Genomic DNA, 18,372 nt, shown 5'->3' on the forward strand with positions numbered 1-18,372 from the left:
ACCCGAAAACCATCCGCATGGCCGGATCCGGGGCATCCGCTAAGCGGTGCCGGATCGACCGAACGCAGAAGCGTTCCAGCGAGTCAAGTATCTCGGGGTTGCAAGGGGTGTGTCTGTAGGTATTTCGGGGGACAAACCCGCCACGCCGTGGACCGGGTCCATAAACCTCCGCGGACGGCGTCCACGGTCAGGCGCTCCCGAATCGGCCCCACCCGAGGTCGCGATCAAGCGGCTGCCGCAGCGTCCGCTGCGAGAGCTGCCAGCCGGTGCGGCTCTGGCGGTCGTCGGCGACGGCCTCGGCGGCCTCCCCGGTGTACGCCTCGCTCACGACGGCGATCAGCGCGGCGAGCTCCACCTCGGTGGGCGCGCCGCGGAGGACCTCGATGGTCGGGCCCTGGGGCGCAGCTGGGCCCACGCGGCCGGAGGCTCCGCCCGGCGCGCCAGCGCCGAGCGGAGGGGCCGTGGGGACCGCTTCCATGCTCTCGTCTGCGGGGCTCACAGCGGGATGTTCCCGTGCTTCTTGGGCGGCAGGCTCGCGCGCTTGCCGCGGAGGGCGCGGAGGGCCTTGGCGATCGAGACGCGGGTCGCGGCCGGCTCGATGATGCCGTCGAGCTCGCCGCGCTCGGCGGCGAGGAACGGCGAGGCCACGTTGTAGGTGTACTCGTTCGCGAGGCGCGTGCGGACGGCGGCGACGTCCTCGCCGTTCTCCTCCGCCTTCTTGATCTCGCCGCGGTACAGGATGTTGACGGCGCCTTGGCCGCCCATGACGGCGATCTCGGCCGTCGGCCACGCGAGGTTCACGTCGGCGCCGAGCTGCTTCGAGCCCATCACGATGTAGGCGCCGCCGTACGCCTTGCGGAGGATCACGGTGACCAACGGCACGGTCGCCTCGGCGTAGGCGTAGAGGAGCTTGGCGCCGCGGCGGATGACACCCGTCCACTCCTGATCGGTGCCGGGGAGGTAGCCCGGCACATCGACGAGGGTCACGATCGGGATCGAGAACGCGTCGCAGAAGCGCACGAAGCGGCTCGCCTTCTCGCCGGCCTCGATGTTGAGGGTACCGGCCATCTGCGAAGGCTGATTGGCGATGATGCCGACCGAGCGGCCCTCGACGCGACCGAAGCCGATGACGATGTTCGGCGCGAACAGGGGCTGCACCTCGAGGAAGTCCTCGGCGTCGACGATGCCGCGGATCACCTGGTGGATGTCGTACGGCTGGTTCGGGGAGTCGGGGATGACGGCGTTCAGCGCGCGGTCGGCATCCGTTGTCTCGAACTCGAAGCCCGTCTCGTAGACCGGCAGCTCCGCCATGTTGTTGTCGGGGAGGAATCCGAGCATCGACCGCACGTAGTCGATCGCGTCGTCCTCGTCTTCGGCAAGGTAGTGCGCGACACCCGAGCGGGTGTTGTGCGTGTGCGCGCCGCCGAGCTCCTCCATGCCGACGTCCTCGCCGGTCACGGTCTTGATGACGTCGGGGCCGGTGACGAACATCTGGCTGGTCTTGTCGACCATCACGACGAAGTCGGTGAGGGCGGGGGAGTAGACCGCGCCGCCTGCGGCCGGGCCCATGATGATCGAGATCTGCGGGATGACGCCGGATGCGCGAGTGTTGAGGCGGAAGATCTCGCCGTACTTGCCGAGGGCGACGACGCCCTCCTGGATGCGCGCGCCGCCGGAGTCGAGGATGCCCACGATGGGGATGCCGCTGCGGAGGGCGAACTCCATGACCTTGATGATCTTCTCGCCGGCGACTTCGCCGAGCGATCCGCCGAAGGTCGAGAAGTCCTGCGAGTACACCGCGACGGTGCGGCCGTGGATCGTGCCGACGCCGGTGACGACCGAGTCGCCGTAGGGGCGCGAGCGGTCCATGCCGAAGGCGGTGGTGCGGTGGCGCACGTACTCGTCCAGCTCGACGAAGCTGCCGGTGTCGAGCAGCATCTCGATGCGCTCCCGCGCGGTGCCCTTGCCCTTCGCGTGCTGCTTCTCCTTCGCGACCTCCTCGGGATCGAGGACGGCCTCCTGGAAGCGTGCGCGGAGGTCGGCGATCTTGCCGGCGGTCGTCGACAGGTCGGGCTGCTCTGGCGCTTGAGTCACGGATTCCACCCTATCGGCGGGCTCCGTCGATCGGTTGGAGGGTTCGCACAAGGGGGAGGGGCATCCGCTGTTCGTCGTCGGGGGGAACCGGCGGGCGCGAGTGCGGCGAGGGGCGTAGCGTGAGCGGCATGACGTTCTCGTCCGAGGGGTTCCCGCTCACCGCCGCCGTGAGTCCGCGCGTCCAGGTCGTCGAGGCCACGGACTCGACCAATGCCGACGTCATCCGGCACGTCATCGACGCGCCGCATGAATGGCCGCACCTGTCGCTGCTGCTCACGAACGATCAGCGAGCCGGTCGCGGGCGCCTCGACCGCACGTGGGTCACGCCGCCCGGATCGGCGCTCGCGGTGTCGCTGGCGGTCGACGCGTCGGCGCTTCCGGTCGCGGCCCGTGGGTGGATCCCGCTCATCGCGGGCGCGGCGATGACCCGCGCGATCGCCGCGCAGCTGGTCGGCACGGTGCACAGCGCCACGCTCAAGTGGCCGAACGACGTGCTCCTCGACGGATCGAAGATCTGCGGCATCCTCGCGGAGGTGGTGCCGGGGCATCCCGACGTCGTCGTGATCGGCTCCGGCGTCAACACTCGGATGGCGGCCGTCGACCTCCCCGTGGCGACGGCGACCTCGTTCGCGGCCGCGGGGCTCGTGTGCGACGACGATCGCCTCCTCGCCGACTACCTCGGCGCTCTCGACGAGCAGCTGAAGGCGCTCGGCGCGGCGGGCGGAGACGCCGCCGCATCGGGCGTCCTCGGGGAGGTCGAGTCGCTCTGCAGCACGCTCGGAAGCGACGTCGCGGTGTCGCTGCCCGACGGCGAGACGCTGTGGGGCCGCGCGCAGCGGATCGATCCCGACGGGCGCCTGGTGGTGGTGCAGGATGCCGAGTTCGAGAGCATCGTCTCCGCCGGCGACGTCGTCCACGTGCGGAGCCGCCTCGCATAACGCTGAGCCGGCATGACGCAAAAGCGGCGGGTGCGCACCGGACTGTCAGCCCCGCACCGCACAATGGGGACATGACGCAGCCGACGAGCTACGGCGGCAGGCCGCTGACGCCCGCCCCCGGTGCGCCCACACCGGAGCTGCTCGTCGCGCGCTTCCGTGCGCACGCCCGGCGGCTCGCCTGGTCGGCGCTGGTGCTGATCGTCGTCGCCGGCGCCGTCGGCTACTTGTATGGGAACCTCCCGGCACCTTTCGAGAATTGGATGCTGCTGGCCGGCGCCGCGCTCGTGGTGCTGCTGCTCGTCGTGCTGCCGTACCTGTCGTGGCTCGGCCACGTCTACACGATCACCACCCGGCGCGTGATGGAGCGCCGCGGGGTCCTCGCGGTGAAGCGCCGTGAGCTGGCGCACGTCCGCGGGTACACCCTCAAGGTGCACCGCGGCCTGCTGCAGCGCATGTGGGGCGCCGGAACGATCACCCTGACGAACGGTGTCGACGAGCCGTTGCGGCTTGCGAACATCCCGAGCGCCGAGCTCGTGCACGAGGCGCTCGTCGACCAGGTCGAGGTGAACCAGATCCTCGCGCACCGCGACGCCCAGCCGCTTCCCCCCGGGCCCCAGCCCGCCGTTCCCCCGAGGCCTCCGCTGCCGCAGGCCTGACCCGGCGCGTTCGTCGTCCTGCGGGTGCGGGATGATGGAGGGAGGCTTACGAGAGGGAATGGCATGGCGCTGCGAGTCGGAGTCGTCGGGGGCGGGCAGCTGGCCCGCATGATGATCGCACCCGCGGTCGAGCTCGGGGTCGAGATCCGGGTGCTCGCCGAGGACGAGGGGATGTCGGCATCGCTCGCGGCGACCGCCGTCGGCGACTACCGCGACGCCGCCACCGTGCTCGCCTTCGCGCGCGACGTCGATGTCGTCACCTTCGACCACGAGCACGTGCCGCAGGACGTGCTGGCGACCCTCGTCGGCGAGGGCGTCTCCGTGCACCCCGGCCCCGACGCGCTGAAGTTCGCGCAGGACAAGCTCGTCATGCGCACGCGCCTGCAGGAGCTCGGGATGCCGCAGCCCGACTGGGCCCCGGTCACGAACGCCGACGAGCTGCAGGCCTTCATCGACGATCACGGCGGCCGCGCCGTCGTGAAGACGCCGCGCGGCGGCTACGACGGCAAGGGCGTGCGGGTCGTGTCGGCAGGCACCGAGGCCGACGACTGGTTCGCCACCCTCGCCGAGGACGCGCACGGCGGCGCCCTCCTCGTCGAGGAGCTCGTCGACTTCACGCGCGAACTCGCGCAGCAGGTCGCCCGTCGGCCCTCGGGCGCGGTCCGCGCCTACCCGGTCGTCGAGACCGTGCAGCGCGACGGCGTGTGCGCCGAGGTGATCGCGCCGGCCCCGCATTCCAGTGACCGCCTGCAGCAGGTGGCCGCAGGAATCGGCGTCTCGATCGCCGAGGGGCTCGGGGTGACCGGGATGCTGGCGGTGGAGCTGTTCGAGACCACCGACGAGCGGCTTCTCGTGAACGAGCTGGCGATGCGCCCGCACAACAGCGGCCACTGGAGCCAGGACGGCGCAGTGACGAGCCAGTTCGAGCAGCACCTCCGCGCCGTCCTCGACCTGCCGTTGGGCGACACCGATCCGGTTGCGGGATGGGCCGTGATGGTCAACATCCTCGGTGGTCCGGTCGAGGAGTCCCTCGACGCACGGTTCGCCGCGGCGATGGACGAGCACCCCCAGGCGAAGGTCCACACCTACGGCAAGGCACCGCGCCCCGGCCGCAAGGTCGGGCACGTCAACGTCGTGGGCGATGAACTCGATGACGTGGCGTACCAGGCCCGGGCCGCAGCATCCTTCTTCCTGGACTGACGTCCTGGGAAGCGCGCCGTTGCGGGGAGTTTCCAGCCACGACCCCTACCCTTGACGAGTGACTGCGCCCCTTCATTCCTCCGAGGCGCCGCTCGTCGGCGTCGTCATGGGCTCCGACTCCGACTGGCGGGTCATGAGCGACGCTTCTCAGGCGCTCACGGACTTCGGCATCGCGCACGAGGTCGAGGTCGTCTCGGCGCACCGCACGGTCGACAAGCTCGTCCGCTACGGGCGTGAGGCGCGGGCGCGCGGGCTGCGCGTCATCATCGCCGGCGCCGGAGGCGCGGCGCACCTCCCCGGCATGCTGGCATCCCTCACCGCCCTCCCGGTTGTCGGAGTGCCGGTGCAGCTCGCGACCCTCGACGGCATGGACTCGCTGCTCAGCATCGTGCAGATGCCCGCCGGCATCCCGGTCGCCACCGTCTCCATCAACGGCGCGAAGAACGCCGGCCTCCTCGCCGCACGCATCCTCGGCAGCGCGGACGCCGACATCGCGGACCGCATCGAGGCCTACGCCCGCGATCTCGAAGCGCAGGTCGAGCAGAAGAACCGGCGGCTCAAGGAGTCGCTGTGAGCGTCATGAGCGCGCCCCGCCTCAACGCCCGCCCGTCAGGTCCGGGTGTCGTCGAGGAGCGCCCGATGAGGAATCCGGATGCCTCATCCCGCGCCGTGATGACGCGCCGCGGGTGGTGGCTGGTCGGGCTCAACTTCCTGATCCCGGGTTCTGCGCAAGTGCTCGCGGGCAACCGCAGGCTCGGCCGGTTCGGCATCGCCGCGACGCTGGTGATGTGGGTGCTGCTCGTCATCGCGCTGCTGTTCGGCCTGCTGGCGCCGACGGCGGGGCTGAGCATCGTGACGAGCGCGTGGCTTCCCGACTGGCTCGGGCTGCTGCGCCCGCTTCCGCTGCTGATCGCGCAGGGACTCCTGCTCGCCTACGCGGTGCTGTGGATCGTGCTCACGATCGATACGCTGCGCCTGGTGCGGCTGGTCAAGACGGGGGGCATCGCGCGGTTCGCCATCGCGCTGGTGGGCGTCGGGCTTCTCGTGGTCGCGAGCGGAACCGCGGTCTATGCCTCGAACGCCGTCGGCGCCGTGCGCAGCACGATCAGCTCGATCTTCGGGGCGAGCGGTCCGACGGTTCCGCCCGACGACGGCTACTACAACATCCTCCTGCTCGGCGCCGACAGCGGCGAAGGCCGGGACTCGATGAGGTTCGACAGCATCTCGGTGGTCTCGGTGAACGCCGCGACCGGTGCGACCACGATCACCGGCATCCCCCGTGACATGCCCAACTTCCCGTTCGCCGAGGGGCCGATGCAGGACGAGTACCCCAACGGCTTCGAAGGGCACGGCGACCCCACCTGCGGCTGGGGGAGCGGGATCAACCAGCTGACGAATGCCGTCGAGCAGTGTCGCGAAGACCGCGGGGTCGGGCTGTATCCGGATGCTGAGACCCAGGGCTCGACGCCGGCCATCGAGGCCACGAAGGACGCGGCCGAGGGCATCCTCGGGATCAAGATCCCGTACTACGTCTTCGTCGACATGCACGGCTTCGCGTCCTTGGTCGACGCGCTCGGCGGGGTCGACATCAACGTCGTCGAGCGGCTGCCGAAGGGCGGCCCGCCCGAGGGCGTCGATCCGCACAACGTCGACGCATGGGCGACCGGCTGGATCGAGGCCGGCCAGCAGCACATGGACGGCGACACCGCGCAGTGGTACGCCCGTTCGCGCTACACGACGAGCGACTTCGACCGCATGCGGCGCCAGCGCGAGCTGCAGGAGGCGATCCTCGCCCAGTTCACGCCGCAGATCGTTCTGACGCGCTTCCAGGACGTCGCAGCCGCCGGCGCCGACATCGTGGAGACGGACCTGCCGCAATCGCTGATCCCGACGCTCGTCGACCTCGCGGTCAAGGCGAAGGAGGAGCCGGTGCAGACGCTCGAGCTGACGCCCGCCGGTGGCATCGACGAGTTCAGCCCCGACTGGGCGTACATTGCACAGCTGGTGCAGACGACGCTCCACCCGCCGACCCCGACTCCGGCGGGCTGACCCATGGTGGCCACGCTGCGCGTCATGCTGGATCAGCTGGTCGCACCCTCCGAGCCCGAGTTGGTCGAGGCGTCGCGCGAGCTCGCGCGGGCGCTGGTACTCGGGGCGCCATCGGGCTGCGAGGTCGAGGCGATCGCTCCCGCCGGCGGGGTCGAAGGCGCGCTGGACTCGGTGCCGGGTCTGGCCGGCGTGCGCCGCACGGCCCTGCCGCGACGCGAGCTCGCGGCTGCGCTGCAACTGGGCGTGGGCACGGGGATCGGCGGCGGCATGATCCATTCGCCGTCGCTGTTCGCGCCGCTCGTGCGCCACGATCGGGTGCACAACCACGATCAGGCCGTCGTCACGGTTTGGGACCTTCGGCCGTGGGAGTCGCCTTCGGAGCTGCCCCGAGCGGTGGTGGCCTGGCACAAGGCGATGCTGAAGCGCGCGGTGAAGCATGCGGACGCCCTGGTGGTGCCGACGCACTCGCTGGCAGCGCGACTTCTGGAGATCGCGCCGGGGCTGCGAGATCGGGTGCGCGTGATCGCGGGGGCGTCTCCGCTCGGGTTCGCCGTCCCGACGGATGAGGTCGGGCGGCGGCGCTCGCTCGATGTTCCCGAGGGATACGTATTGCTGGCCGGCGGGCCGCTGGGCTCAGAAGGGCTGGACGTCGGGCTCGCGGCGGTGGCAGCATCCGGTGTCGATCTCCCTGTCGTCGTGATCGACGTCGAGGAGGGCCACGAGCCGGCGGTGGCGGACCTCGCTTCTGCGGCGGGGGTTCCGGAGCGGGCGCTGCACGTGCGGGGGGTTCTGGACACCTCCGACCGCGCTGCGGTGTTCGGCGCGGCGGTCGCGTTCGTGGCGCCCTCGCGCAGAGCGGCGTTCCCGTGGCGCGTGATCGATGCCCTGACCCTCGGTGTGCCCGTGATCGCTGCTTCGTCAGCGGTGCACGACGAGGTCGTGTTCGACGGGGGAGACCTGGTTTCGGGAACGGATGCTGCGAGCCTCGCGGACGCGCTCGGTGCGGCGTTGACGTCGGGACTCGGGTCGACAGCCGCCGCCGAGCGTCTCGGCGTGCTCGCGGGGGATCGGGGTCGCGCGTTCTCCTGGCGCGAGGCCGCCGACAAGGTGTGGATGCTGCACGCGGAGCTGTAGGGCGGTCGGATTAACCGCGCGGATCGGCCTATTCCTTCGGCGAGGCTTCCCGGTACCATCTGACTCATGCGTCACACTGGTCACGTGGCTGCAGGTTACAGGGGGGAGCGTCGCGCCTCTGCGCGACGCCGGGTCGGTGTTTTCGCGATGGTGGTGAGTCTCGTCGCGGCATTGTTGCTGGCGCCGGGGGTTGCGTCGGCAGCTGGTCAGGCCGCGACCGGAACGCCGGGAGCGGGTGTCGCCGGAGGCATCGTCAAGACGGCGGATCTTTCCCAGTTCCAGCCGGGGAACATCATCAGCGACGGCGTCTTCTTCGATAGCGGCACGATGACCGAGACGCAGATCCAGCAGTTCCTCGAGGCGAAGGTGCCGCAATGCCAAGCGGGCTACACCTGCTTGCGCGACTGGTACGACACGCCTCGAACCACCAGCGCCGACGCGATGTGCGGTGCCTATGCGGGTGGCGTGCGCGAGCGTGCGTCGACCATCATCTACAAAGTCGCTCGGGCGTGCGGCATCAACCCGCAAGTCATCCTCGTCACACTGCAGAAGGAGCAGGGCCTGGTCACTCACGTGTGGCCCAGCGAGTGGCGCTACACGATCGCGATGGGGCAAGGGTGCCCTGATACGGCGGCCTGCGACACGCGTTACTACGGATTCTTCAACCAGGTCTTCGGGGCGGCATGGCAGCTGAAGCGCTATGCCAACCCGCCCGGAACCAGCCAGTACTTCACGTGGTACGCCCCCGGCAAGACGTGGAACCTGCGCTATCACCCGAACGTTTCCTGCGGCTCTTCGCCCGTCTACGTCCAGAACCAGGCAACCGCGAACCTCTACTACTACACGCCGTATCAGCCGAACGCGGCCGCCCTGCGGGCAGGCTACGCCGAAGCGAACGATCCGTGCTCCTCGTACGGCAACCGGAACTTCTACAACTACTTCACGGACTGGTTCGGCTCGACTCAGGTCCGCGCGAACGTGTGTGCTCAGCCGGCGGAGTCCGCGATCACGGTGTCGGGCGGGTTGTTCGTTGTCAATGCCGACCAGGTGAATGCACGGATGGCGCCCACGACGGAGTGCGTCGACGGCGGCAGGCTCGTCTCCGCGGACACATTGGTGGTGCGCACGGGCACCTACTCGGGATGGGACCGGGTGACCTTCGACGGTGTTTCTTCGTGGATACGTGCCGACCTGCTCACGCCGCTTTCGGCCACTCCCGTTCCGACGCTGTCGCTCGATGACACCCGCCACATCTTCGCCCTCACGTCAGCGGGTTCGGTGCTCGCCTATCCGTTCTCAAAGGTCGGCCAATGGGGTTCCGCGGTCACGGTGCTCTCAGGGCAGAACCTGAAGCAGATCGTGGCTGTCGGCGACCTCGACGCCGACGGCCATCGCGACCTGATCGGCGTCGACGGCCAGAATCGCGCACTGCTCTACCGTGGTGATGGGGCATCGTTCTCAGGACCGATCACGCTCCCCGTCGATTGGTCCCGGATGCGCCTCGTCACCGGCGCGGGGGACTTCGACGGGGATGGGACGCCAGACGTCTTCACCGCCAACGCAGACGGATCGCTCCAACTGTGGCGCGGAGATCGCAAGGGTTCATTCCAATCTCCGATCGTCGTGGGGAACGGCTGGGGGACGATGACCCTGCTTGCCGGGGGTGCGGACTTCTCGGGAGACGGTGCTCCGGACCTGCTCGCCCGCGACACTGCCGGACGACTGCACGTGTACGAGGGTGATGGGCGGGGGAGCTGGTCTACCTCCGCACCGATCGGTCAGGGCTGGGGTTCGATATCGGCGCTGCTGGCGCCGGGGGACTTCACCGGCGACGGGCGTGCCGACGTCCTTGCAAGGGACAGCGCAGGCGGACTACATCTCTACCCCGGAATGGGCGGCGGGGTCGGTTACCTGAGCCAGATCGGTGCGGGTTGGGGCGGGATGCTTTCCATCGTCGGTCCCGGTGCGGCCGTCGGTGCCCCCGCGCCCCGGGCCCAGGGTCCAGGAGCCGGTGACCTCAGCGGAGACGGCAACCCGGACGTTGTGGCGTTGGGCTCGAATGGTCTCCTCCTTTATCGGGGGAACGGTGCAGGCGGGTGGCTCTCGGCATCAGCAGCAGACGCGAGTTGGCCCTCGAACGCGAGGATCGTCCCTCTCGGAGACTTCAACAACGACGCGGCGCGAGACCTCGGCCGCATCGGCGCCGACGGCACGTTCACCCTCATGGCGGGCAATGGAGACGGAACTTTCCGAGCGCCGGTCGCCATCGGGAACGGCTGGTCGGGCCTCGACATCGTGTTCGGAGGAATCGACTACGACGGTGATGGAAAGGTCGACGTCATCGCACGCGACGCGGGCGGGAGGCTGCTCCTCTACCGGGGGAACGGTGCCGGCGGATGGACTTCGGGCGGCAGTGTGATCGGCTGGGGCTGGGAAGGGTTCGACAGCATCGTCAACGCGGGTGACTTCGACGGCGATGGCCGGTCCGACATCCTCGCTCGCGTGCGGACGACCGGAGCGCTGGTCCTGTATCCGACGAACGGCAAGGGCGGGTGGGGCGAGGCGCGCCAGATCGGCAACGGATGGGGCGCATTCACGTCCCTGTTCAGCCCGGGGGATTTCGACGGCGATGGCGAGCCCGACGTCCTGGTGAGGACCGCAGCCGGAGACGTTCTCCTCTATCGCGGCGACGGACGCGGCGGCTGGCGGGGGAGCGTCAAGATCGGCTGGGGTTGGGCCGGATTCTCCCAGCTGTATTGACCGGCGCCCGCGTTCGCGGGGGATTGCCGTACACGCACGTTATGATGGGGGCGCCCTTCGGGCATGTCCCCCACGTGAGCTTGAGTTGAGCCTTGCCCGATAACACCCAGATCTTCGCCACCGTTCCGCGATCGCACTTCGATGTACCCGGACGCAGCAGCGGTCTCCTCGACGTCTTCCGCTGGCACTACCTGCTGCGGCTGCTGGTCCGGACGGGCGTCACGACCCGCTATCGGAACTCCGTCCTCGGATGGACGTGGTCATACGTCCGGCCGGCCGCCCAGTTCCTCGTCTTCTTCGTGGTCCTCGGCGTCTTCCTTGCGCTGAACCACGGCATTCCGAACTACGCGATCTACCTGTTCTCGGGAATCGTGATCATCAACCTCTTCAGCGAGGCGTTCAAGAACGCGACGACATCGATCGTGAACAACGCGCCACTCGTGCGAAAGGTGTACCTGCCGCGTCAGCTGTTCGCGGTCTCCTCGGTCATCGTCGCCCTCGTGCACTTCCTCCCGCAGGTGGCGTTGCTCGTGATCGTGTGCCTGTTCTTCGGCTGGATCGTCAAGCTGTCCGTGCTCTCGATCCTCGCCATCTTGGCGGCGGTCGTCATCATCGTGCTCTTCGCGCTCGGCCTGGGGCTCTTCTTCGGCGCCGTGAACGTCCGCTACCGCGATGCGGAGAACATCGTCGAGCTGCTCCTGCTCCTCGCGACCTGGGCGTCTCCGGTGCTGTACTACTGGACGATGGTCCAGGATGTGCTGCCGGAGTGGCTGGTGACGCTGTACATGCTGAACCCGATCACGCAGGCCGTCGAACTCTTCCACTTCGCCTTCTGGTACCCGATCACCGAGACCACCCTGCCGTTGCCGCCCATGCTGGCGATCAACACGCTCTGGACGACACTGATCACGATCGCGACCGTCGCCGTCGGGCACATCGTGTTCCGGCGCCTCGAGGGAAGGTTCGCGCAGGACCTATGAGTTCCATCACCGAACAGACTCGTCCGAGCGTCGTCGTCGACGGCGTTCACAAGACCTTCACGCTCAACCATGCGTTCTCGCTGAAAGACACCCTGGTGTCCTGGGTTCGGGGGCGCAAGACGACCAGCACCTTCGAGGCGCTCCGGGGAATCGACATCGTCATCGACGAAGGGGAGTCCGTCGCGATCCTCGGCCTCAACGGCTCCGGCAAGTCCACGCTGCTGAAGCTCATCTCCGGCGTGATGCGTCCCGACGGCGGCGAGGTGCTCACCCGCGGGCGAGTGGCCGGCCTCATCGAGGTCGGCGCCGGTTTCCACCCCGAGCTGTCCGGCCGCGAGAACGTTTTCCTGAACGCGGCCATCCTGGGGATGAATCGCAAGGAGATCGAGGCGCGCTACGACCAGATCGTCGCGTTCAGCGAGATCGAGGAGTTCATCGATCAAGAGGTCAAGCACTACTCATCAGGCATGTTCATGCGGCTCGCGTTCTCGGTCGCGATCCACGTGGAACTCGATGTGCTGCTCGTGGATGAGATTCTCTCCGTCGGTGACGCCCCGTTCCGCGAGAAGTGCCGTGAGAAGTTCCAGGAACTGATCGCTGCGGACAAGACTCTCGTCGTCGTCAGCCACGACATGGAAATGGTTCGCGAACTCTGCACCCGCGCGATCGTGATCGACAAGGGTCTGGTGGTCTACGACGGTGGAGTCGAGGGCGCCATCGCGATCGTCGAGGGCTGAGCCCTGAGCTGGTGGGAGGCCGCGGGGGCCGTTGCCGCCGCCGCTCTGTGGCTCTTCGGCCCTGGCCTGGCGATCGGGCTGGCGGCACGTCTGCGAGGGCTCGCGCTCTGGGCGATGGCGCCGGCGTTGTCGACGGCGGGCCTCGCCGTTCTCGCCATCGTCTTCGGGCTGACGGGTCTGCCGTGGCAGCCGCTGTCGGCGGGCATCGGCGCCGTTGTGGTCGCTGCGGCCGTCTGGGCACTGAGCCTCGTCGTGCGGCCCGGGTCCGCCCCGACGAGCGCGCCGCGGGGAGCCCCTTGGCTTGTACCCGCCGGTGTCGCCGTCGGCGCCGTGCTCACCGCACTGCGCCTCGCGCTCTACATCGGCGACCCCGACAACCCTTCGCAGACGAACGACGCGGTGTTCCATTTGAACGCGCTCCGGTACATCGCCGACACGGGGTCCGCCTCGTCGCTGGATCTGACCGGAATGCTCGGCGCGACAACCATCTACCCCGCAGGCTGGCACGCACCCGCCTCGCTCGTGTTCATGATGGGCACCGACATCGTCGTCGCCGCGAACGCCATGAGCCTCGTGATCGGCGGAGCGGTGTGGACCCTCGGCGTGGCGTGGTTGACGCTGGTGGCTACCCGGGGTGACCGGCTCGCCGCGGCGGCCGCTGCGGCGCTCGCCGCCGCCGCCGCCGCGTTCCCCCTGCTGATGATCCAGTGGGGCGTGCTATACCCGTCGCTGCTGGCCATCGCAATCCTCCCGGCAGCGCTCGCAAGCATCCTCGAACTGCCGCAGCGCTGGTCGTCGACGCGCTGGCGGGGAGTGATCTGGGGTGCAGGTCTCGCGGGCGTAGCGGCTCTCGGCGTCGCGCTGGCGCAGCCGTCGATCCTCGTGATCTGGGGCATCGCCGGAACGAGTTTCGGTATGTGGCTTGTTGTCTCGGCGTGGCGGAGCGCTGCCGCTCGCACCCGCATCTGGCTCGTGGCGGCGGCACTCGGCCAGGTCGCCGTGCTCGTGTGTCTGTGGTGGCTGCTCGGGCGGTTCGTCACGTCCGAGTGGCCGCCATCGAGAGGCAAGCTCGAGGCGGTGCTGGACGTGTTGTCCAACAGCCTGGTCGGATTCCCACGCGAGTGGGCTCTGAGCGCGCTGATGCTCGTCGGCCTCATAGCCAGCGTGAGAGTCGCGCATCTACGATGGCTTGCCACTTCGTGGGCCATGGTCGCGGCGCTTTACTTCGTCGCGGTGGCGGTCGGGAATGCGACGGTCCGCGCCTTCCTGCTGGCCCCGTTCTACGGCGACCCCTATCGTGTGGCTGCGGCGCTCCCGGTCGTCGTGATACCGCTCGCGGGAATCGGAGCCGCGGCCCTGGCGGGTCTCGTGGGCGGTCTGATCCAGCGTCGGCGCGACCTCCCGCACGCCCCGGCTGCAACCGTCGGTGCAGCGACGCTTGCGGCACTCGCCGTCGCCGGACTGATCTCCATCGCGGTCTCGCCCATCATCCAATGGCGCGACGTCTGGACGGGCGCAGTGGATCGCGTGACGTGGTACACGATGGCCGACGACAGCTACCTCACGCCCGATGAACGGGCGCTGCTGGGTCGGCTGAACGCGGTCGTCGCACCGGGTGACGTCATCGTCGGGAATCCATCGACCGGAATGGCCTTCGGGTTCGCGATCGGCGATCACACGGTTTATCCCTTGACCTGGCAACCGCCTCAGACGGCAGCGTACGACGTCCTCGCGTCCAACCTCAACGAGGTCGCCACCGATCCTGCGGTGTGCCCGGCAGTGGAGTCGATCGGAGCACGGTACGTACTCGACTTCGGGCCCGGCGAGACCGAGTATGGTCGCTACATCCTCCCCGGGTTCACGGATATCGCCGCGCGTGACGGCTTCGAGCTCGTCGATCGACAGGGTGACGCCGTCCTCTGGCGGATCACCGCCTGCGGCTGATCAGCCCTGTCCGCCCGTCGGACCGTCAGGGGAGTGGCGGGTCGGCTCAGCCGGAGACTCGCTCTCGCGTGCCTCCAGAAGTGCGATCCGTCGCGCGAGCTGGGTGATGCGTCGGTTCTGTTCGACGTTCGCCCGGTACTGCGTCGCGATGAAGACCAGTACGACGACAACGAGCGCGTACAAGAGCAGGTCGGTACCGCGCCCGACGCCGATCAGTGTCGCTACCCAGGTGAGCCACTGGGGGAACAGGACCGAGAGGACGGCGGCGACGACGAAACCGAGCAGAAGGAGTCGACGGATCGCGAGGTGGCTGTCGCTGCCCGGATTGCGGATCACGAGGAAGCCGATCACGAGGATCGCCGCGATGAGGAGGATCTGGATGAGCATCAGCGGACCACCAGATCGACGAGGATGTTGATCGAGTTCAGCACGCTCTGACCCTTCGCCTTCGAGTAGTCGGTGTAGAGCAACTCAACCGGATACTCCTGCCAGGCGAGCCCCGTGTTGCCGAGTTGCAGCACGATCTCGGTCGCGTGCGCCATGCGGTCCTGTTTGAGATGCACCCGCTCGGCGGCGTCGCGGCGGATCACGCGCAGGCCGTTGTGCGCGTCCGTCAGACGCAGTCCCGTCGACTTGTTCGTCACCCATACCGCGGTCTTCAGGATGACACGCTTGATCAGGCCCGGATTCGTGCGGTCGTCGAGGAACCGTGAGCCGAAGACGATCGACAGATCCGACTCCCGTGCACGCCGGACCATCCCCAGTGCGTCATCCACCCGATGCTGGCCGTCCGCGTCGAACGTGACCAGATACCGGGCGCTCGGGTGCTCCAGTGCGTACTCGATGCCCGTCTGAAGAGCGGCGCCCTGACCGAGGTTCACCGGATGACGCACGACCCGCGCGCCGGCCGCCTCCGCGATGGCTGCAGACCCGTCCGAGGAACCGTCATCGACGCAGACGACGTGGGGAAACGACGGCAGAAGCCCGGCGATCACGTCGCCGATGACGGCCGCTTCGTTGTAGAGGGGTATGACGACCCAGCTCTCGGCGTCGGGCACAGGTGCGCCACTCGGGGACTCGGCGGTCATCCAACCATTCTGACAGAGCACGGTAGACTTGACGGCGCGTTGCGATGACCGATGCCGCAACGCGAGGAGCCCCCAAACGTGAGTGAGCCTTTCGCCGTGCGTGTCACGGAAACCGCCGACGTGTCCGCCGACTCGGAGATCGGCGACGGATCCTCCATCTGGCACCTCGCCCAGGTGCGCGAGGGTGTGAAGATGGGCCGCAACTGCATCGTGGGCCGCGGCGCGTACATCGGCACCGGTGTCCAGATGGGCGACAACTGCAAGGTGCAGAACTACGCTCTCGTCTACGAGCCCGCGAAGCTGGCCGACGGCGTGTTCATCGGACCGGCCGTCGTCCTGACCAACGACACCTACCCCCGCGCGATCAACGCCGACGGCACACTGAAGGATGTCCACGACTGGGTTCCGGTCGGGGTGACCATCGAACGCGGCGCGTCCGTCGGGGCGCGCGCCACCTGTGTCGCGCCGGTCACGATCGGTGAATGGGCGACCGTTGCCGCGGGAGCGGTCGTCGTCAAGGATGTTCCCGCGTTCGCACTCGTCGCCGGCGTGCCCGCCCGCCGAATCGGCTGGGTCGGCCGTTCCGGACACCCGCTGATCGAGCGGGACGGTCTGTGGCGTTGCCCTGTTTCGGATGACCTCTACGAAGAGGTCGACGGTCTGTTGAGAGAGGTCACCAAGTGACACCGGATTTCATTCCTCCTGCCAAGCCGATCATCGGTGAAGACGAGAGGGCGGCCGTCGACCGCGTCCTGCGCAGCGGGATGGTCGCACAGGGGCCTGAGGTCGCGGCGTTCGAGAGCGAGTTCGCTGCGCACTTCGTCGAGGGTCGCGAGACGGTTGCGGTGAACTCCGGAACGTCGGGTCTGCACCTCGGGCTGCTGGCGGCCGGCGTCGGACCGGGCGACGAAGTCATCGTGCCCTCCTTCACCTTCGCCGCGACGGGCAACTCGGTCGCCCTCACCGGCGCGACGCCGGTATTCGTGGACATCGAGCCCGAGACGTTCACACTGGCCCCCGAGGCGGTGGAAGCGGCGATCTCGTCCCGCACGCGCGGCATCCTTCCCGTTCACCTGTACGGACACCCCGCGCGGCTCAGGGAACTCTCCGCCCTGGTGGAGAAGCACGGCGTGGCGCTGTACGAAGACGCCGCGCAGGCGCACGGCTCCTCCCTCGACGGGCGTCCCGTCGGAACGTGGGGGGAGTTCGCGATGTTCTCGCTGTACCCGACGAAGAACATGACGTCGGGCGAAGGGGGCATGGTCACGCTCGCCGACGCGGCGACCGCCCGCAGGGTGCGTCTGCTGCGCAACCAGGGGATGGAGAAGCAGTACGAGAACGAACTCGTGGGCTTCAACGCGCGCATGACCGACCTGCACGCGGCCATCGGTCGGGTCCAGCTCACGAAGGTCGACGGCTGGACTGCGCGCCGTCAGGCGAACGCCGCGTTCCTCGACCAGCACCTCCGCGGGGTCGGGGTGCCTTCGGTCGCTGCCGGTGCCGTGCACGTCTATCACCAGTACACGATCCGGGTGCCGGAGGATCGCGACGGGTTCGTCACGGCGCTCAGGGACGAGCACCAGGTCGGCAGCGGCGTGTACTACCCGATCCCGAATCACCGCCTGCCGTCGCTCGCACACTTCGCGCCTGGCGTCGACTTGCCGGAGACCGAGCGCGCCGCACGCGAGGTCGTCTCTCTGCCCGTGCATCCGTCGTTGTCGCAGAACGACCTCGAGCGCATCGTGGCCGCCGTGAACGCCGTCGCGGGAGCGGGCGCCTGATGGCCGACACCCTCCGCGCCGGACTGCTCGGCGTCGGGATGATGGGCAGGCACCACGCACGCGTCCTGCGCGAGGTGGACGGCGTCGACCTCGTCGCGATCGCCGACCCGGGCGGCGATCCGCACAGCGTCGGCGGTTCTCTTGCGGTGCTGCCTGACATCGATGCGCTCATCGAGGTAGGCCTTGACATCGCCGTCGTCGCCGTGCCGACCCGGTTCCACCACGAGGCGGCGCTCAAGCTCGCCGAGGCGGGCGTGCACACGCTCGTCGAGAAGCCGATCGCGCACACCGTCGACGCGGGTCGAGAGATGACGGACGCCTTCACGTCGCGCGGCCTGGTCGGGGCGGTCGGTCACGTCGAGCGCTTCAACCCCTCACTCCAGGAGCTCCGCCGTCGCCTCGCGAACGGCGACGTCGGCGAGGTGTACCAGATCGCCACGCGCCGTCAGAGCACCTTCCCCAGCCGTATCGCGGATGTCGGCGTCGGGAAGGACCTCGCATCGCACGACATCGATCTCACCGCTTGGGTGGCGCAGAGCGACTACCGCAGTGTCTTCGCGCAGACGAACTTCAAGAGCGGACGCGAGCACGAGGACATGATCGCGGTCACGGGCCGCCTCGCGAACGACATCATCGTGAGCCACCTCGTCAACTGGTTGAGCCCGATGAAGGAGCGCGTGACGGTCGTGACGGGCGACCGCGGCACCTACATCGCCGACACGGCGACGGGGGACCTCACGTTCTTCGCCAACGGCACGATACCGCTCGAGTGGGACTCGGTCTCGTCATTCAGGGGTGTCTCGGAGGGCGATGTGACCCGCTTCTCCTTCGCCAAGCGTGAGCCGCTGCGTGTCGAGCACGAGGCATTCCGCGACGCCGTCCTGGGGCTGCCGAGTGATGTCGTCACGATGGAGCAGGGACTGCACACGCTCGAGGTCATCGAGGGAGCTCTCGAGTCAGCGCGGACGGGATTGTCGGTCACCTTCTGATGTCGATTCTCCAGACCCGGAG

Annotated in this window: 17 protein-coding genes; 13 read left to right on the forward strand and 4 right to left on the reverse strand. The window is 68.6% G+C overall.

Translation table 11 applies throughout. The annotated features are described in order from the left end of the window. Window positions 1–187: 187 nt before the first annotated feature. Both ACLBXX_RS05645 and ACLBXX_RS05650 read right to left on the reverse strand, forming a co-directional pair. Window positions 188–499 (reverse strand): acyl-CoA carboxylase subunit epsilon, encoded by a 312-nt coding sequence (locus ACLBXX_RS05645; protein ID WP_447657217.1) that lies wholly within the window; start codon window positions 497–499, stop codon window positions 188–190. Further along, the gene (locus tag ACLBXX_RS05650) at window positions 496–2,103 is read right to left on the reverse strand and encodes an acyl-CoA carboxylase subunit beta (protein WP_310289305.1); all 1,608 of its coding nucleotides are present in this window, start codon (window positions 2,101–2,103) and stop codon (window positions 496–498) included. Before ACLBXX_RS05650 ends, ACLBXX_RS05645 begins: the two co-directional genes overlap by 4 nt. 119 nt (window positions 2,104–2,222) lie before the next feature. Between ACLBXX_RS05650 and ACLBXX_RS05655 the strand changes: the two genes are divergently transcribed. The 10 genes from ACLBXX_RS05655 to ACLBXX_RS05700 all read left to right on the forward strand — a co-directional run bounded on the left by ACLBXX_RS05655 (window position 2,223) and on the right by ACLBXX_RS05700 (window position 14,492). After that, window positions 2,223–3,032: a biotin--[acetyl-CoA-carboxylase] ligase gene (locus ACLBXX_RS05655; RefSeq protein ID WP_447657218.1), complete on the forward strand. Its 810-nt coding sequence runs from the start codon at window positions 2,223–2,225 to the stop codon at window positions 3,030–3,032. Between the two features lie 71 nt (window positions 3,033–3,103). After that, on the forward strand, window positions 3,104–3,688 hold the full coding sequence (locus ACLBXX_RS05660) for a PH domain-containing protein (RefSeq protein WP_447657219.1): 585 nt from the start codon (window positions 3,104–3,106) through the stop codon (window positions 3,686–3,688). 63 nt (window positions 3,689–3,751) lie between these two features. Beyond that, window positions 3,752–4,888: a 5-(carboxyamino)imidazole ribonucleotide synthase gene (locus ACLBXX_RS05665; RefSeq protein ID WP_447657220.1), complete on the forward strand. Its 1,137-nt coding sequence runs from the start codon at window positions 3,752–3,754 to the stop codon at window positions 4,886–4,888. Window positions 4,889–4,994: 106 nt separating this feature from the next. Next, entirely contained in the window at window positions 4,995–5,462 is a 468-nt protein-coding gene (gene purE / locus ACLBXX_RS05670) for a 5-(carboxyamino)imidazole ribonucleotide mutase (protein ID WP_387147602.1), read from the forward strand. After that, window positions 5,459–6,937: an LCP family protein gene (locus tag ACLBXX_RS05675; protein WP_447657221.1), complete on the forward strand. Its 1,479-nt coding sequence runs from the start codon at window positions 5,459–5,461 to the stop codon at window positions 6,935–6,937. The genes purE and ACLBXX_RS05675 overlap by 4 nt, the downstream gene beginning before the upstream one ends. Window positions 6,938–6,940: 3 nt before the next feature. Then, the gene (locus ACLBXX_RS05680) at window positions 6,941–8,071 is read left to right on the forward strand and encodes a glycosyltransferase (RefSeq protein ID WP_447657222.1); all 1,131 of its coding nucleotides are present in this window, start codon (window positions 6,941–6,943) and stop codon (window positions 8,069–8,071) included. A gap of 84 nt (window positions 8,072–8,155) precedes the next feature. Then, window positions 8,156–10,831 carry an FG-GAP repeat domain-containing protein gene (locus tag ACLBXX_RS05685; RefSeq protein WP_447657223.1) on the forward strand — a complete coding sequence of 892 codons (2,676 nt, stop codon included), beginning with the start codon at window positions 8,156–8,158 and terminating at the stop codon, window positions 10,829–10,831. 92 nt (window positions 10,832–10,923) lie between these two features. Next, window positions 10,924–11,811 (forward strand): ABC transporter permease, encoded by an 888-nt coding sequence (locus tag ACLBXX_RS05690; RefSeq protein ID WP_447657224.1) that lies wholly within the window; start codon window positions 10,924–10,926, stop codon window positions 11,809–11,811. After that, window positions 11,808–12,548 (forward strand): ABC transporter ATP-binding protein, encoded by a 741-nt coding sequence (locus tag ACLBXX_RS05695; protein ID WP_375871303.1) that lies wholly within the window; start codon window positions 11,808–11,810, stop codon window positions 12,546–12,548. Before ACLBXX_RS05690 ends, ACLBXX_RS05695 begins: the two co-directional genes overlap by 4 nt. A gap of 45 nt (window positions 12,549–12,593) precedes the next feature. Then, window positions 12,594–14,492, forward strand: coding sequence for a DUF6541 family protein (locus tag ACLBXX_RS05700; RefSeq protein WP_447657288.1), 1,899 nt, complete (start codon window positions 12,594–12,596; stop codon window positions 14,490–14,492). Here ACLBXX_RS05700 and ACLBXX_RS05705 read toward each other — a convergent pair whose 3' ends face one another. Next, on the reverse strand, window positions 14,493–14,879 hold the full coding sequence (locus ACLBXX_RS05705) for a DUF2304 family protein (RefSeq protein WP_447657225.1): 387 nt from the start codon (window positions 14,877–14,879) through the stop codon (window positions 14,493–14,495). It lies immediately after the preceding gene. Beyond that, a complete protein-coding gene (locus tag ACLBXX_RS05710; protein ID WP_447657226.1) occupies window positions 14,879–15,580 on the reverse strand; it encodes a glycosyltransferase family 2 protein in 702 nt (233 codons plus the stop codon). Before ACLBXX_RS05710 ends, ACLBXX_RS05705 begins: the two co-directional genes overlap by 1 nt. 51 nt (window positions 15,581–15,631) lie before the next feature. Here ACLBXX_RS05710 and ACLBXX_RS05715 point away from each other — a divergent pair, with 51 nt between their 5' ends. Genes ACLBXX_RS05715 through ACLBXX_RS05725 form a run of 3 tightly spaced genes read left to right on the forward strand, consistent with a single transcriptional unit; the run spans window position 15,632 to window position 18,350 of the window. Beyond that, the gene (locus tag ACLBXX_RS05715) at window positions 15,632–16,264 is read left to right on the forward strand and encodes a DapH/DapD/GlmU-related protein (RefSeq protein ID WP_447657227.1); all 633 of its coding nucleotides are present in this window, start codon (window positions 15,632–15,634) and stop codon (window positions 16,262–16,264) included. Continuing rightward, window positions 16,261–17,361, forward strand: a complete 1,101-nt coding sequence (locus ACLBXX_RS05720) for a DegT/DnrJ/EryC1/StrS family aminotransferase (protein ID WP_447657228.1) — start codon at window positions 16,261–16,263, stop codon at window positions 17,359–17,361. The genes ACLBXX_RS05715 and ACLBXX_RS05720 overlap by 4 nt, the downstream gene beginning before the upstream one ends. Continuing rightward, window positions 17,361–18,350, forward strand: coding sequence for a Gfo/Idh/MocA family oxidoreductase (locus ACLBXX_RS05725; RefSeq protein WP_447657229.1), 990 nt, complete (start codon window positions 17,361–17,363; stop codon window positions 18,348–18,350). The genes ACLBXX_RS05720 and ACLBXX_RS05725 overlap by 1 nt, the downstream gene beginning before the upstream one ends. Window positions 18,351–18,372: the final 22 nt, after the last annotated feature.

The organism is Microbacterium sp. C23T, assembly GCF_053345975.1.